Source organism: Nostoc sp. (assembly GCF_036917095.1).
GTDB lineage: Bacteria > Cyanobacteriota > Cyanobacteriia > Cyanobacteriales > Nostocaceae > Nostoc.
In genome coordinates this window covers 1-15,718 of the sequence record NZ_JBALFH010000019.1, presented here as the reverse complement: position 1 = coordinate 15,718, position 15,718 = coordinate 1, and the positions used below count along the sequence as shown (strand labels likewise).

The following is a 15,718-nucleotide window of genomic DNA, read 5'->3' as shown; positions in this document are numbered from 1 at the left end:
GCGGCAAAATTAGGAGTTACAGAAGCACAGTTAAAGAATGCGTTGGGAGTTCCTGCCAATCCTCCCAATCCAGGCGATCGCAATCAGCGCCCACCCAGACCTGATTTGAAGGCGGCTGCGGCAAAGTTGGGAGTTACAGAACAGCAGTTAAAAGATGCCCTCGGTGTTCCGCCTCATCCTCCTGGTGTCGATCGCCCTAATCCACCACAATAGCTGAACATTATCTAGATTAAGGAAAAAATGAAATTATCCATTAATCGTAGTAGTGCTTGATGAGTTTGTAGTAAGCACTTCAGTGCTTAAAATTCCAGGACTAAAGTCCTTACTACAAACCCTATTCCTTAGCTCGACTTTATCCATTTTTGATTCAATCAAGCAGCGTAAACAGCAATATCTCTCAAACGCTCAAATAATAAAAGACGGGGGACTTTTATTATTTGAGTAGTTTCGGAAGATGTGGAAAAAGTGCTAGCCCATAAAAATCTGACTTTTCACGGTATCTGGAAAACCTCTCTCTAAATCTCTCTCCTAAAAGGAGAGAGATTTTGAATTTTCCCCCTTCCCGCGTCGGGAAGGGGGTTAGGGGGTTAGGTTTTTCGTAGGCTTTTCCACATGACGTGAAAAGTCAGACTAGCGTTGGGGAGTAAGATTGAAATCCTCTCTCCTTTTAGGAGAGAGGAATGGAAGTGAGGTCAAAGTGTATTGTTTCCATTCGAGAACCGCTATATTGAAATATCTTGAAGTGGATTGGGTTTTGCGGGGCCATACCAATTTTAGATTTTTGATTAGCAACGACGGGAATTGCACCCGTATCTCCTGGTGTGCTCCAAGGAATTCTAATGTTTGAACTACGTTGCTGGGCAGCGAACCGAATCGAACGGCTGTCTTTCGCCTTGAATTGGCGGACACTTTACCACTAAGCTACGCTGCCAGAAATTACCAATCTGTTTCTGTATAGTCTTTAAATAATTTAGCAAAAGGTGTTTTACCTTGGTTAATTCCTAGATAAATTGGGTCACAAATGCGTGCAGCCGCATCATTGATATCAAAGGGAGGATAAACGCCACGTTCTTGCATGGATTTTGCTTGATGATAGGGGTGTTGGAAGCTAATCCATCCAGGATCTACTGCATTCATAAAAATACGATATTTAGCGTATTCTTTGGCACAGGTACGGGTCATTTGATTGAGAGCAGCCTTTGCCATATTGGTGTGGGGATGTCGCCAGGCTTTGTCAACATCGTTAAATCGTCCCTCCATTGAAGAAACATTAATAATGTATTTATTAGTTTCTTTGGAGTTGCTCATTAATTGCTTGAGTCTACTGTTAATGACAAATGGAGCGATCGCATTAATTATATGCACTTCCAATAATTCTAAAATACTGACTTCATCATCCTTCATCAGCCAGCTATTAAAGGGACGCAAGTCAAGTTGTTCTCCATCATCGCTATATCCACCTAAAGGGAAAAAAGCCGAATTATCTACGCTGTCTTGGGGAATCAAAGGAATTTGAGCGAGGAAAGCAGAATTTTCGGTAAATGTGGCTTGTTTTTCTTCTGTACTACCTAATAGTGCCGGATTCTCAGCGTTCACCGCACGATTATGGCTTACTAACACCTGTATTTCTGGCGGTAGTTCCCCGAAAGGTAGTGATTCAAACTCAATTAAATGACGATAAAACGCAGGTGGATGACGCACTGTTTGTGCTGCATTATTGATAATAATGCCGAGTCGCGGATAAAACTTGCAAACGTGTTGGGTAAATTGCTCAACACTGTGGAGATGGCGCAAATCGAGTCCGTAAATTTGCAACCGATGTTGCCATTCTAGAAAATCTGGCTCTGTTGCGTACCTTTTTGCCGCATCATGAGGAAAACGGCTTGTTGCTATCACAGTCGCACCATCTCGCAACAGTCTCAATGCTACACCATGACCAATCTTTACCCTGGCTCCTGTGACAATGGCAATTGTACCCCGTAAATCAGCAGTTTGTTGACGCTTAGTGAAGTTAAGATTTCCACACTCAACACACAGTCCAGTGTAAAAACTATGACCCTGTAAAAAAGTTGTCTTGCAGACAATGCAACGTGGTGGTTTGGTCATTAGTCATTTTTGGTATTATTGCCTTGCATACCTGTAGCTCACCGGATTGAAAATGGCTATATTCCATCTAAACTGCATTGCCCACATTACTGTAAAAATGAATTTATATTAAAAACTAGCGGATTTATTTGTAACTATTATGTATAAATCATCATCCCAAAAAATCTAGATATTTACAACTTTAAGAGATTGTATCTTGCTACCCGTGTTATCAAAATCCTTAAAATATTCTCAGTGTTTGTTTTTAATAATTAATCTTAACTGATGAAAGGTATCTGCGGCATAAAGGGCGATCGCACGATCAAAAAATGGTATCGAGTCCAAAAGCTAAAAGCAATATTCGTCCTAGCATTGGCAATTGTATTTACTAATGCTGTAGTCTCATATAGCAACACTGTGAAGCTGATTCACAACCAGCAATGGGTGACAGACTCATATAAAGTTATTACTCAACTTGAAAGTATCCAATCTACACTTAAAGATACTGAAACTGCACAACGTAATTACTTAATTACAGCAGATGCAGATGATTTACAAACCTATCTAGCAGCTTATCAACAAACTAATAGTAATATTCAGATTCTCAGCAAGTTAACTGCTGATAACCATCAAAAACAGCAGTGGATTTCTTTACTGGAGCCAAAAATTACTAATAGGCTCAACATTCTGCAACAAGAAATTTACCTCAGACAAAACCAGGGATTTGAAGCAGTTCGGCAGCGAATTTTATCTGATAAAGATAAGCAATTCGGCAAAGAAATTCAACAACTGATTTACGACACTTTAAAGGTAGAGCAAAATTTGTTACACCAGGGAATGCAGCAGTCACAAGCAACTTCCCAAAAGGCGATAGTTACATTTTTTATCGCTGCTATTGTAGATTTGGTGTTAGTGGCACTGCTGTATGATTTGTTGTGGCGTTATCTCAGGCAACTTCAGCAGACTGAACTGGCTTTACGCCAAAGCGAGAATCGTTTACGAGGCATGATAGATGCAGAACCAGAATGCATCCAGCTAATTGCCAGGGATGGCACGCTTTTAGAAATTAATGCAGAAGGGCTGGCAATGATGGAAGTGGAAAGGGCTGATGTCTTAATTGGAAAACCAGCTGATGCTGTAATTGTGCCAGAGTATAGAGCAGCCTTTGCCGACTTGCATAAAAGTATTTGCCAAGGTAACAAAGGGACTTTGGAGTTTGAAATCGTGGGATTTAAAGGCACCCGTCGCTACATGGAAACTCATGCCGTACCCCTGCGTAACGAATCTGATGGCACGTTCATCCATTTGGCGCTGACGCGAGATATAACCCAGCAAAAACAGGCAGAACAGAAAATCCGCGAACAAGCGGCGCTGCTGGATGTATCAACTGACGCGATTCTGGTGCGAAATATTCACAACCAAATCTTGTTTTGGAATCAAGGTGCTGAACGTCTGTATGGCTGGAAGGCTGAAGACGCTTTGGGTAAGAATGTTTTGCAACTTTTGTATAAAGATTCACCACAGCTAGAAGATGCTTATTTGAAGGTGATGAATACGGGTGAGTGGCGGGGTGAGTTGCATCAACTGACAAGAGAAGGCAAAGTAATTATCGTTGAAAGTCGATGGACACTGATCCGACATGATAATGGACAACCCAAATCCATTTTGAGCGCGAACACCGAGATTACGCAACAGAAACAACTAGAAGCTCAACTTCTGCGATCGCAACGTTTGGAGAGTATCGGCACTCTAGCTGGCGGTATCGCCCATGACCTCAACAATATACTATCCCCAATTTTAATGTCAGTTCAACTGTTGCAAAAGAAATTACCCGATTCGCAGAGTCAGCAAATACTGCAAACTTTAGAAAATAATGTTAAACGCGGTGCTAATTTGCTCAAGCAAGTATTATCTTTTGCACGGGGTATGGAAGATAAACGGACAATTTTGCAAATTCAGCCTCTGATGGCAGAAATTGAGCAAATTATCGCTCAAACATTCCCCAAATCCATTATTTGCCAAATAGATATCCCCAAAAATCTGTGGTACGTCCGTGGAGACACAACTCAATTACATCAGGTATTGATAAACTTAGTAATCAACGCCCGCGATGCCATGCCCGATGGCGGTATTTTAAGGATTGCGGCGGAAAATCTGGTGATTAGCGAACATTCCGCCCAGATAAATATTGATGCGAAAGTGGGTTCTTATATTGCGATCGTAGTGACGGATACTGGTATGGGGATGTCCTCAGAAGTCCAGCAACGCATTTTTGAACCATTTTTCACCACCAAAGAGGTAGGAAAAGGTACAGGTTTAGGACTTTCTACGGCGTTGGGTATTATTAAAAATCACGGTGGTTTTGTAAATGTTTATAGTCAGGTAGGCAGAGGTACTCAATTTACAGTCTACTTGCCTGCTTCAACATTGAAAGACACACATTCGCTGTCTCCAGAATTGGAATCAGTTATAAAAGATGGCTAATTGATTTTGGTGGTGAAAGTATCACAAACTGCAATAATCCTATCAACCAAAACTTTCTGCCCACGTTGGAAATAAGAACAGTCTAACTTAGTCCTCAGCCGGAAGTTCAACAAGTCATAGCGAGGTGAACCATCTGGATGACTTGCTTTTGGTGAGATATCGAGTGCTTCGATTGGACAACCGCCAATTGTGGAATCTGGAGTCACCCTAAAACTGAGACCCGGTAATTCAAGGCGCTTTACTACAATGTTTCGCAAACGACGAGAATGGTGAATAACAAGCTCTATCTCAACTTCGATAGCAGTTAGAAACTCCATGAGTTTGGGGAAGTAAGTATTGAAAAGGTTGAATAGTTATGGATAATTTTTGAAAAAAAGTAAGTTTTTGAATATTACAAACCTTCCAAATCGCTAGAGGTTAGCAGGTTTTTTAGGTTAATAGAAATAAAAAATATCAGTTAATATGATATGCCGTTATCACTATTGTCTTATCTGGACTATATATGGACTCGACTCTTGGGTATTCGTTATGAATCCACCATACTTTTATTCTATTAGACTGTGCAGGTGCGCTACCTGAGATTGAATATCCTGCCTGAGTCATTAAGGTTTCAAAAGTATTTGAGTCCAGAACCGTACTTTTTAATTGCTGTTAGTCCCTGTATTTTATGTCTGTTTAGGGTCATAGCTACCCTGGTAAGTCGTAAAAATTCTATATCCTGGTAATACTAAAGCAATTCCAGTTAACTCGTGAATTTTACCGGGATATTTATAGGGAATATCATCTGGTACGTTCCCACCAATACGAAAACTAAAACCAAGTATCCATATATACAAACCAGGTAATAGTAAATCCATGCTATATGCAATAGCTCTCATTGCCTCATTTTCTTTGAAAGAAGCAGAATTTCTGGCTATAGCGAATTTTTTGGAGATATTTTTTAGGTTTGTGTTTCCTAACATGGTCTTAATTTCAATCCCCAATAGGGATTTAGTAATTTTCAAGCGTTTCAATCTCTATGAGGGACAAGGTATTTTGCAACGCTTGCCTCTTAATTGTAACAAGTGGTTTCCATTGAGTAGGGCTTTTGAGAGGATTTTTACCATCAGTCAAAAATTAGCGATCGCTCAGTAACAGGAATATCACAGAGTCAGCGCGAATTAGTTCTATGAATCCAGTTTTTATAAGTTTTATTTTTTGCGGTTCATTAGGTAGTAACCAACGCGTAAAACTGTGAAGGTATTTTTCTGTTAATATTTTACAGATGTTGTCAAAGTACTATTAAATAAACTTTGTTTTAGCTAACCGCAAGTGGGTTTAAATGTGAGGAAAATCAAACTATTGGCTTTGATATTAATTAGTTTGGCAATGGTGTTGTGGTTTAATTTACGTTTCTCAACGCCGTCAATACCGACTGTTGCATCTTCACCACCAAAAGCTATCCGCTACTTCGAGCGCACATTGCCTCAAGGCATCGCTCACATTCTGTTAATTCCAGCTAATAGCAGATTTTTGGTAACTCCTGCACTATCACAAAAGGTAGCCACCGTAGAGGAATTTGCCCAGAAGCATCGAGCCATAGCCATTTTGAACGCAGGCTTTTTTGATCCGGCCAACCAAAAAACTACATCATATATTGTCCTACAAGGGAAGTTGGTAGCCGATCCCAAGGAAAACGAACGGCTGGTGAACAATCCCAACTTAAAATCTTATTTGGGTCAAATTTTCAATCGCTCAGAATTCCGCCGCTACCTATGTGGGCAAACTATCAGTTATTCGATTGCCCTACACAATCAGTCTCCACCAGCAGGTTGTCAGTTAGTTGATGCTATAGGTGCAGGCCCAAGCTTATTACCAGAACTCACTTTAGCAAAAGAAGGCTTTGTAGATAATGCCAATAAACGAGATGCACTTGGCAGCAACCAACCGAATGCCAGAACTGCCGTAGGTATCACCCGTGATGGCAGCGTTGTTTTAGTTATGGTGGCTCAAAAACCTTCGACTCCCGGTAATGGGGTGTCGTTGCCAGCATTAGCTGATTTTATGAAAACTCTTGGTGCTGAGAAAGCGATGAATCTAGATGGGGGGAGTTCGTCTTCGCTTTATTACAAGGGCAAAACCTTTTACGGGAAGGTTGACTTGGAGGGAAATTCTATCAAGCGTCCGGTGAAGTCGGTTTTGCTGGTTCAGGAAAACTAGTATTGCCGCGATTGGGCTATACCTACCTACTGGTAGATTTTTGCCATAGCACTAATATCGCGATCGCAATTGAGTCACAATGGTAATAGGCAATCATAGAGGGGGCTATTATGCTTCGTATAACTCAAATTATTCGGAACTTGTTCCTTCGTTTTGAAGGCTTGTTTGGTGTTTTATTCCAAAGTGTTTCTAATTTTTTCGGAAATTTCTTTGGTTTTTTTGCCAACCTTTTCGGATTTACTAGTCCTGGTTATTTCTTGGAATCTGATGAGGATCGAGGTATAAAGCAAGCTTCAGCGAAGACAATTGAAAACGATCGGGATAACACTGCTAAAATTCCCGCCAGTAACCGCCGTCCTAATGCCAAGCTTGACGACTTCTACCTCAACATGGCTCGTGATGTGAAAAAGAACTGACAAAAGCCATCAAGTGGAGGGTAAGTTTTAGTAATAAGCTGTTCCACCTTTAACTTGCATAATTAGGGCGGGCAAGATGCCTATCCCACAAGATTTTGATTAGATTTAGATATGCAAACTAGATGTGGAACAGTTTACGAGCGACTACAGTGGCGCTTTGCATTTTCAGGAAAATCATCCAGCCACAATTAACGGATTTATTATGTGCATAGGCTAGCAAAAACCGCAGGCATCGCACCTTTAATAAGAACTATATCCAACTTGAGGCTGGACAATAGCTAGAGATATTTTTGAGATTGAATGTTTACTTGATTTTTAATTTACCAAATCAACGACCAAATCCACTAAGGCGTTTGACTGGAAGCGGACTATAGATGAAACTGAGCAACCGCGATAATTCTCAGATGTAAATACTGATAGTGTGATATTAGCTTGACCGGGATCTAAAATGCGTTTTACCTTGCAGGTTTGCATTTTGTTGTTGCAGTAAGCAATGATGCGATCGCCAGCCTTGACTTCCAACGCTTGAATTTTCAATTAATACCAACCTTGCCAGGAATTTGCTTAGTTAAAGGAAAAATATATTGCTATATTTCACTTGGTTCTTCAATAGCAATGTTCTTCCAGTGTAACACAAAAATCAAGGATATCAATGCTATCAATTTAATCTTGATGATGTCAAGTTTATTTATGCTCAAAACACTATTAAATGCTGGATTTTCAGAAAAGAAGGATAAAATCCCGACCTTCGCGCAGCCTCTAGGCCGGAAGCCTCATCTGAAAAATCAAGATGCTGGGAAACCTGCGCTCCAATTTCTCTGGAGCTAAATTTTTTCCTTCTATGTTTTTGTTACAATCAATAAAATTTTTACTTAAAATTACCACTATGGCTTTATATGCTGAATTACATAGACATCTGGGCGGCTCGGTCGTACCACGAGTTCTATGGCGATATTTTGAGCGACATTCTTCGGAGTTGATTTCCCGTTTTGCTGACTATGCAGAATTTGAAGATTTTTACACCCGTCCACGCAACACTCTAGATGAGTATCTAGAATTACACACCCTGGTAGAAAGTGTGCAAACTGTGGAGACTTTGCCTTACTTTATCTATCGCTTGGTGCGGGGTGCTTACATTTTTGAAAATTTGGCTTATCTTGAACTGCGCTACACTCCCTATTTGCGGACACCTGAGCATCTGAGCCAATCACAAAGAATTGACAAGATGGCAGAAATTGTGCAAGTAGTAGGACTCGCCAGCCACCAGCCAGAATATCCGATTGTTACTAGTCAAATTCTCTGTATGCACACGCGCCTACCCTATGAGGTGAACAAGGCGATTGTTGATTTGGCGGCGCAAAATAAGCAGTATGTCTGTGCAGTAGATGTAGCGGGGGGTGATAGCTATTATGCCGATCGCTTAGAAGAATGGATTAGCTTATATGATTATGCGCGATCGCTAGGCGTTAAAACCACCGGACATTTATATGAAACCACTGCTGGCTGTTACCCTGAACTGTTACCCTATTTAATGCGAATCGGTCACGGCATTCAAATTCCCCTATTATATCCAGAGCTACTTAATGATGTGGCTAGACGCAGACAATGTTTGGAGGTTTGCCCGACAACTTACCTACAAACTGGAACTTTGCAGGATATACGTCAACTCAAATTAGTTTTTGATCGTTGTTTTGATGCTGGAGTCGAGATTGCTATATGTACTGATAATGCTGGATTGCACAATGTGCGTCTACCGTTTGAGTATGAGAATCTCTTGACTTACAACATCATTAGTTTTGAACAACTACAAGCTTGTCAAGATGCAGCTTTCCGTCATGCTTTTGCTTGGCCTTACAGTCAACCTCCTGCATCACTGTTGAACGGTTTGCTCAAACCTGAACCACCGAAAATTCTGTCCATGAGAGATACTAATTAACGAATCGCCTAAAGATATTCATAAAGTAAGGTGATTTAATGTTAATTAATGTTGCAATTACTAATTTTTTCTGATGCGATAGAAAAAGTTGTAATACACAATAGATATCCTGCAAAATTAATGTTTTATAAATTAAACCACAAATAAACACAGATAATTTATCAGTATTTATTTGTGGTTCTTTTATTGCTGAGAAAAGATTCTTGCTATAAGTCATATATAGCGTGCCCCCAGAAGCTATAAACTATAATTTATGGCATCTACTATTCAAGCTCTACCAACAGAAGTTGTATATCTCATTACAGCTGGAGAGGTAATCGACTCTTTAGCTTCTGTGGTGCGGGAATTGGTAGAAAATTCCCTAGACGCAGGTGCAACGCGAATTGTGGTTTCTCTGTGGCCGCAGCAATGGCGAATTCGGGTGGCAGATAATGGTTGTGGAATGAACTTAGATGATTTGCAACAAGCAGCCACAGCCCACAGCACTAGTAAAATTCGCTCTAGTGCCGATTTATGGAAAATTAACAGTTTAGGGTTTCGTGGTGAGGCGTTGCACAGTTTAACGACTCTGGCAGAGTTGGAAATTTTGAGTCGTCCTCTGGGGGGAAATTTAGGATGGCGGATAATTTATGGCGATGGCGGGAAAGTTGTACAAGTTGAAGCAACTGCGATCGCACCTGGTACAGTGGTGACAGTTTCTCATCTTTTCGGTAATTGCTCATCTCGTCGTCAGGGATTGCCCACAACAGCACAGCAAATGAAAGCCGTGCAAGCCACAATTTACCAAATCGCCTTATGTCATCCCCACGTTACCTGGCAGATTTGCCAAAATGACCGTCAATGGTTCACCATCTGTCCTGCTGCTACAACTGGGCAACTGCTACCGCAGATTTTACCGCAGGTGCGACAAGGTGACTTGCAAGAGGTGAAATTAGAACTCCCCAACCCGCCAAACTCCTCACTACCTTATACAGACGCGATGAATCGCGTCTCTCCGGACACTTGTACAGACGCGATTCATCGCGTCTCTCCTCACTCCTCACTAAACTTAGTGGTAGGATTACCCGATCGCTGTCATCGTCATCGTCCAGATTGGGTACGTGTAGCCATTAACGGACGGATGGTGAAAACACCGGAACTAGAGCAAACAATATTATCAGCATTTCACAGAACATTACCGCGCGATCGCTATCCAATTTGTTTCCTACATCTTGCCATTACCCCCGATCAAATTAACTGGAATCGCAATCCAGCAAAAACAGAAATTTACCTCAACGAAATCATTTATTGGCAAGAGCAAATTACCCAAGCAATTAACCAAGCACTCAGTATCTCTTCTAGCAATCTTAAAGAAGCTGTTCACACAACACGAGTTAGTAAATTACTCAAAGCCGCAGAAGCAAAAGGTGGCTACAATTTCAATCCTCTAAATTCCAATCCTGGTAAAGACGCGATTAATCGCGTCTCTCCTAATTCCTTAAAAGCTGTCGCTCAAGTTAGCAACACCTATATTGTGGCGGAACATTCAGGTGGTATGTGGTTGGTGGAACAGCACATTGCCCACGAGCGAGTTTTGTATGAGCAATTGTCTGATAATTGGCAACTTGTTCCCGTCGAACCGCCAATCATTCTTTATCAATTGTCGTCAGCGCAAGTATCGCAACTGCAACGCATTGGTTTAGAAATAGAACCCTTTGGCGAACAACTTTGGGCAGTGCGAAACATACCCGCACCTTTGCAGCAGAGAGATGATTGTGCAGAAGCAATTTTGGAACTTAGTTGGGGAGGCGATTTACAAACAGCCCAAGTAGCCGTCGCCTGTCGCAGTGCCATTCGTAATGGTACGCCTATGAATCAACAAGAAATGCAGACACTTTTAGATAATTGGCAACGGACTCGCAACCCTCGCACCTGTCCCCACGGACGCCCAATTTATTTATCCTTAGAAGAATCAGCTTTAGCTCGGTTTTTCCGGCGTAATTGGGTAATTGGTAAAAGTCATGGAATTTGATGTTTTCAGTAAGACTTTTTTACCTAATTTCTGTTGAATACTATAGCGGTTATCGTTTACATGAAGTACATTTTTAAACCTCACCTCTACCTCTGTCAAGGTGATAAATAACCGGATAATTATCGGAATGCGATCGCTGTCTAAGTGAGCAAACGCATGGATACAATTTTTGAGCGATCGCTTTATTTAACGGTTGTATTGTTCAGGGTGATAACTTAGAAACCATCATCCGCCGACCAGCTAACGAATAGCTTGTAAGATTAGTGACGCGGCTGAATTTAACGACGAAGCCGGGGTAGGATTTTGGTTAGAATAATCCAGAAAACAAGGCTGGCGATCGCACCAGTGCCAATACTGTACCAAAAAGCTTGTGTTTGGTAGAAAGGAATATCTTTAGGTGGAGTTTGTTGAGCGAGAATGACAGAGGATGCAATCTGGCTTGTTGCTAGTCCAATACCTACAATCGCAATGTTAGTGTTGAGGTTGCGATCGCGCTGTGCTTGCTCTATCTCCACCATGCCGCGAATTGTAGCGGTCAAGTTTTCTAATATTGCTAATCCTGGATTTAGACCGAGATAGTCTTTTTCTAATTGTACCTGATATTTGTCTTTGACTATCTTGCTAAATTCTTCTAAAAATTTCTCGGTTGTAAAATTGTCTTGACAGTGTTTTTCGTAGTTACGCTCATTAACTTCAACTGTGTGCTGTTGAGTTTGTAGCAGGTTTATATCTTGGATGTAATCAAATATAGTATTAATGTTTTTTTGCAATTCGCTTTTTAGCTCTTGCAATCCTTTGGTTGATAAAGTTTTTAAATTATTCTGGTCTATTAAACTATGCTTATATTTCTCTAACAGCCTTAATTTTAGTTCCCGACCCTGTTCATAAGCCCAAAGGATTTTATGTCTACAGTAAAATAAGTATTTCCATGAATTATAAAATTTACTAGCTTTTTGAAATGTAGGTTCATCAGGATAGAAAACAACTATTACATGACTGTCTTTTTCAATTTTGTCCCAACGCCCTTCACTACGCCACATTTCATAGACTGTAGCGCCTAAAAATTCTCCTAAATTTTGATGTTGGTGTCCTTGTGGAATTATGGCTTTGTAAGCTTGATGAGCGTTTGCTTCAGGAATTGGGTTATTAGCTGGGTCTGTCCAGCCTGATATCATCCAAGTTTGCCCTAAGTAGCCATTTTCTGAAATTCCAGGTGCTAAATTGCCAATTTCTGGTATAAGGTTTAAATCTTTGATTTGAGTTAAGGTATGCTCAATATCAGATAATTCAACTTCTTGATCGATAGAGCAGCTATAACGTAGGCAGTTACTATCATCAAAATTCGCTTGACTGTAAGAACCATCAATAGCAGTTGAAATTTTCTTCCAGAAATCAAGGCGTTGTCGATCTTCATCGTTGGGTTTAGCTGAGAATCCCTTTTGTTTAAGTTGTTCTTTAAGTTGTTCTGCAAGCTTTGACCAATAATCTTGCGTATTGCTCGAAGCATCTGCAAGATTATAAATGAATAGGTCTAGGGTGAGATAGTCTATTTTAGACATTAAGAATTTTTGGCGATAATTTCTGATTTGTGCTTCTTAGCTTCAGCGCTGGAATCAGGATCTTTAAAAATTGCGATCGCAATATTGCTAAGATGATCTGTAGGTATTGTAGGTTGATTCTGCTGACTGGGTTTATCGTATTTGTTGAGTTCTTGAGTTGTATATTCCGTCTGAATATTTTTTCGTGCATTATAGTAAGACGCTTTAAGACAGTCGTTTTCTGCCAATTCTAACAAACGGTTAAGGGCATCATCTTTTGATGATGTATTTGCAAGCATTTCACCAACTTTATTGATTTCCTGCTGTAAAGCTATTGGTAAAGAAGAATTTGATTCTACCAAAGCTGTTAAAAAGGCGCGAAGGGTGACTGTTTGTAGTGGGTTAAGCATAGGATGAAATAGGGGGTAAAAGAAATAAAGCTAATATCACAAGTAGTTGAGAAATCTTAGTTTTACCCCACCCTAACCCTCCCCTCATAAAGGGGAGGGAACAACATTTTTTCTGTTTCCCCCCTTTATAAGGGGGGATTAAGGGGGGTAATACGACTTGTGTATACACAGGGGGTTAGGGGTGCGATGACTGTGGGAATCATAACTAATTATGCGGACTAACTATAACACCTAAAATAGGTAAAAAGCGTTGGCTTTCCAACGAACTGGCTCATTTTACCCTGTTGTACTTGGTTTACCAGTTAAAATAAAGCCAGCCGAATAATAAGGATGAGCATAGGGAGGTTCGGTAGATTCCTTTTTCTTTGTGTCATCTTCAATAATTTCCGCTTCTGTTTTCAGATACGCTCTCGAATGAGGTTCATTCAATTCCTTGGCTAAGTCTCTATACCACTTAGCTAAATGTTTATAGGTTAACTGACGTAGCCAATCTTTTGCTTTTCTCAGTGCTATGGTAGGGGTTTGTCTTTGCTTAAGTAACTGGTAAAATTTAATTATGAGTAAAGTAGTGGGAAGTTCATCGACTCTCCAAAGAGTACTAACAACGTTGTTTGCTCCCTTAGCAAGAAACCCACTTACTAAACCAACATATTCATCGATTATCCTCTCTTTGCTAAATTCCTGGCTAGTGATCCCAGTTTCGCAAGCAGAAAGACAAATGAGTTGATACTTTCGTAAGTCTAATTCTTGACACTCAAAAATGTCACCCAAAGTCAATTTCTCTGTGTCTGCTAACGCCAAAGCTGATTCTCTCGGCCGATCTAAAATGTGATAGCCATGTCCTGTAAAGTGAAAGTAACCTTCATACTCTCCTAAAGCTTTGATTAAGTTAGTTTTTGTTAAAGGCGGGTCTGGCAATTTACCATAACTTGGATATAGGTGGTAAAGAGCAGCAGATTGAATTATTGTATAAGAAAGCTTATTTAAGTGCATTTCTATATTCAGAAGTTTTTGGCTATCGGTATTTTCGCTGTTTGATGGCAATTCCAACAACTCCAAGCCAATCTGAAAACTTGGTAAGTAAGTAATGATAAAATCTTTATCTTTAAACAGATAATCTAGGGGTAATAGGTGTAATTCTCGGTGGGGAATGAGAATCAAGTTATCAACATCTTGGAGATCGTCTTGAACAATGCGTTTAATTTCTAGAATTTCGCCAAGAGTTTCCAACATAGATTTCATATTTTTCCGCCAAGGAGTCGTTTCTTTATCTGTGTTAGAAACATTACAGTAATCCTGATAAGACTTTTTCCATTGCTGCATCCAGCTTTCAAAACGCTGAAGTTGATAAAAATAAGGGCTATTGCCTCCCTGTTGTGATTCGCTTGGCAATTGTGGTTGCAGGATTTTTAGGGGTTCATTATGTTTGATAATGAAAGTAGTGATAGCAACAGGGCTGAGATGCCAGTAAATTGCCGCAGTTTTGGGATTAAGTAGTTTTTCTGTCTGTTTAAAGTCAAACCCACTAAGCGGTTGATAAATTGAACCTTCCCTTAGCCAAGCAAGGCAAGTATTCTTGCGTACCTCTGCTGTTTCTAAAGCTTCTATGTGTTTCTCTGGATCTGTTGACTGTGCAAGGATATCTACCCGCATTTGATTAAAAGCCGCTAATTTGCTGTCTAGGGTTATTCTCTCTTGCTCTGATTTGGGTTCTCTGTTCAATTCTTCTAACTGCTGAGTCCCTTTCTCCAAATTTTTTTGGAATTCTTCAGGGTTATCCGATGAATATACTTTCAGCAATTCTTGTAAGAATTGCAAGTGTTGCTCTGGAAAATTATCAAACGTCAGGAACTCAAGGGCTTCTTCATAGCTTTTTTTTGCTTCAGATAAATCTGAGAAAAGACTTGGTTGTTGCATCATGTAATATTGCAACTGTTTCGATTTTTCAAGACGCAATTCGATAGTAGTTTGTTGATCGTTAGGTGTTGGTATCTGTACCGAAATTTTTACAGCAGCTTCCTCATTTAGAGCAGATATGTTTGCTAAACCCTGATTCTTACTCCAAGCTTCCCACCACTGAGGATCTATAAAGTTAAGAGCGCGATTATAAAATTCAATGGCTTCTGTATTTCGCTTTAACTTAACGAGTACATTTCCTTTGTTAACCAAAGCTTCATGCTTATCTGGTTTGAGTTCGATGGCTTGGTCGTAAGATGCAACAGCTTTTTCGTAGCGTCCTAAATCCCTCAACACATTCCCCCGGATGTACCAAGCCTCATGATTATTTGGTTGAATTTTCAGTGCTTGGTCGTAAGATGCAACAGCTTCTTCGTAGCGTTCCAAAACCGAGAGCACAATCCCCCGGATGTACCAAGCCTGATCGTTATTGGGATTAAATTTCAGTGCTTGGTCGAAAGATGCAACAGCTTCTTCGTAGCGTTCCAAAATCCACAGCGCAATCCCCCGGATGTTCCAAGCCGAATCGTTATCTGGTTTAATTTTCAGTGCTTGGTCACAAGATGCAACAGCTTCTTCGTAGCGTTTCAAAATCCACAGCGCAATCCCCCGGATGTTCCAAGCCGAATCGTTATCTGGTTTAATTTTCAGTGCTTGGTCACAAGATGCAACAGCTTCTTCGT

12 protein-coding genes, 1 tRNA gene and 1 pseudogene are annotated in these 15,718 nt (G+C 40.4%); 6 read left to right on the top strand and 8 right to left on the bottom strand.

The genetic code is table 11. The annotated features are described in order from the left end of the window. Positions 1 to 213: pseudogene (locus tag V7L01_RS08085) on the top strand (hypothetical protein); the annotation flags it as partial. 645 nt (positions 214 to 858) lie between these two features. Here the strand turns inward: V7L01_RS08085 and V7L01_RS08080 are convergent. Together V7L01_RS08080 and V7L01_RS08075 are read right to left on the bottom strand one after the other, a co-directional pair. Next, positions 859 to 931 (bottom strand) — tRNA-Glu (locus V7L01_RS08080). A 5-nt stretch (positions 932 to 936) separates the two neighbouring features. Beyond that, positions 937 to 2,106 (bottom strand): SDR family oxidoreductase, encoded by a 1,170-nt coding sequence (locus V7L01_RS08075; protein WP_335033551.1) that lies wholly within the window; start codon positions 2,104 to 2,106, stop codon positions 937 to 939. Positions 2,107 to 2,370: 264 nt separating this feature from the next. Between V7L01_RS08075 and V7L01_RS08070 the strand changes: the two genes are divergently transcribed. Next, entirely contained in the window at positions 2,371 to 4,569 is a 2,199-nt protein-coding gene (locus tag V7L01_RS08070) for a PAS domain S-box protein (RefSeq protein ID WP_335033549.1), read from the top strand. Here the strand turns inward: V7L01_RS08070 and V7L01_RS08065 are convergent. Together V7L01_RS08065 and V7L01_RS08060 are read right to left on the bottom strand one after the other, a co-directional pair. Next, positions 4,566 to 4,886, bottom strand: coding sequence for a hypothetical protein (locus tag V7L01_RS08065; protein WP_335033547.1), 321 nt, complete (start codon positions 4,884 to 4,886; stop codon positions 4,566 to 4,568). The genes V7L01_RS08070 and V7L01_RS08065 overlap by 4 nt on opposite strands. Positions 4,887 to 5,234: 348 nt before the next feature. Further along, positions 5,235 to 5,447: a hypothetical protein gene (locus V7L01_RS08060; RefSeq protein ID WP_335033545.1), complete on the bottom strand. Its 213-nt coding sequence runs from the start codon at positions 5,445 to 5,447 to the stop codon at positions 5,235 to 5,237. A gap of 445 nt (positions 5,448 to 5,892) precedes the next feature. Between V7L01_RS08060 and V7L01_RS08055 the strand changes: the two genes are divergently transcribed. Together V7L01_RS08055 and V7L01_RS08050 are read left to right on the top strand one after the other, a co-directional pair. Further along, a complete protein-coding gene (locus V7L01_RS08055; protein ID WP_442936952.1) occupies positions 5,893 to 6,768 on the top strand; it encodes a phosphodiester glycosidase family protein in 876 nt (291 codons plus the stop codon). A 110-nt stretch (positions 6,769 to 6,878) separates the two neighbouring features. Further along, positions 6,879 to 7,184 carry a hypothetical protein gene (locus V7L01_RS08050; RefSeq protein ID WP_335033544.1) on the top strand — a complete coding sequence of 102 codons (306 nt, stop codon included), beginning with the start codon at positions 6,879 to 6,881 and terminating at the stop codon, positions 7,182 to 7,184. Between the two features lie 315 nt (positions 7,185 to 7,499). Here the strand turns inward: V7L01_RS08050 and V7L01_RS08045 are convergent, their stop codons facing one another. Further along, positions 7,500 to 7,721: a hypothetical protein gene (locus V7L01_RS08045; protein ID WP_335033542.1), complete on the bottom strand. Its 222-nt coding sequence runs from the start codon at positions 7,719 to 7,721 to the stop codon at positions 7,500 to 7,502. A gap of 349 nt (positions 7,722 to 8,070) precedes the next feature. Between V7L01_RS08045 and V7L01_RS08040 the strand changes: the two genes are divergently transcribed. Together V7L01_RS08040 and mutL are read left to right on the top strand one after the other, a co-directional pair. Next, a complete protein-coding gene (locus tag V7L01_RS08040) occupies positions 8,071 to 9,120 on the top strand; it encodes an adenosine deaminase (protein WP_335033540.1) in 1,050 nt (349 codons plus the stop codon). A gap of 253 nt (positions 9,121 to 9,373) precedes the next feature. Next, positions 9,374 to 11,131 carry a DNA mismatch repair endonuclease MutL gene (mutL, locus tag V7L01_RS08035; RefSeq protein ID WP_335033538.1) on the top strand — a complete coding sequence of 586 codons (1,758 nt, stop codon included), beginning with the start codon at positions 9,374 to 9,376 and terminating at the stop codon, positions 11,129 to 11,131. 278 nt (positions 11,132 to 11,409) lie between these two features. Here mutL and V7L01_RS08030 read toward each other — a convergent pair whose 3' ends face one another. The 3 genes from V7L01_RS08030 to V7L01_RS08020 form a co-directional block, all read right to left on the bottom strand. Next, positions 11,410 to 12,690, bottom strand: coding sequence for a hypothetical protein (locus V7L01_RS08030; protein ID WP_335033536.1), 1,281 nt, complete (start codon positions 12,688 to 12,690; stop codon positions 11,410 to 11,412). Next, entirely contained in the window at positions 12,690 to 13,079 is a 390-nt protein-coding gene (locus V7L01_RS08025; protein ID WP_335033535.1) for a hypothetical protein, read from the bottom strand. Before V7L01_RS08025 ends, V7L01_RS08030 begins: the two co-directional genes overlap by 1 nt. Positions 13,080 to 13,355: 276 nt before the next feature. Beyond that, a partial coding sequence (locus V7L01_RS08020; protein WP_335033534.1) for a CHAT domain-containing protein occupies positions 13,356 to 15,718 on the bottom strand: 2,363 nt, incomplete at its 5' end.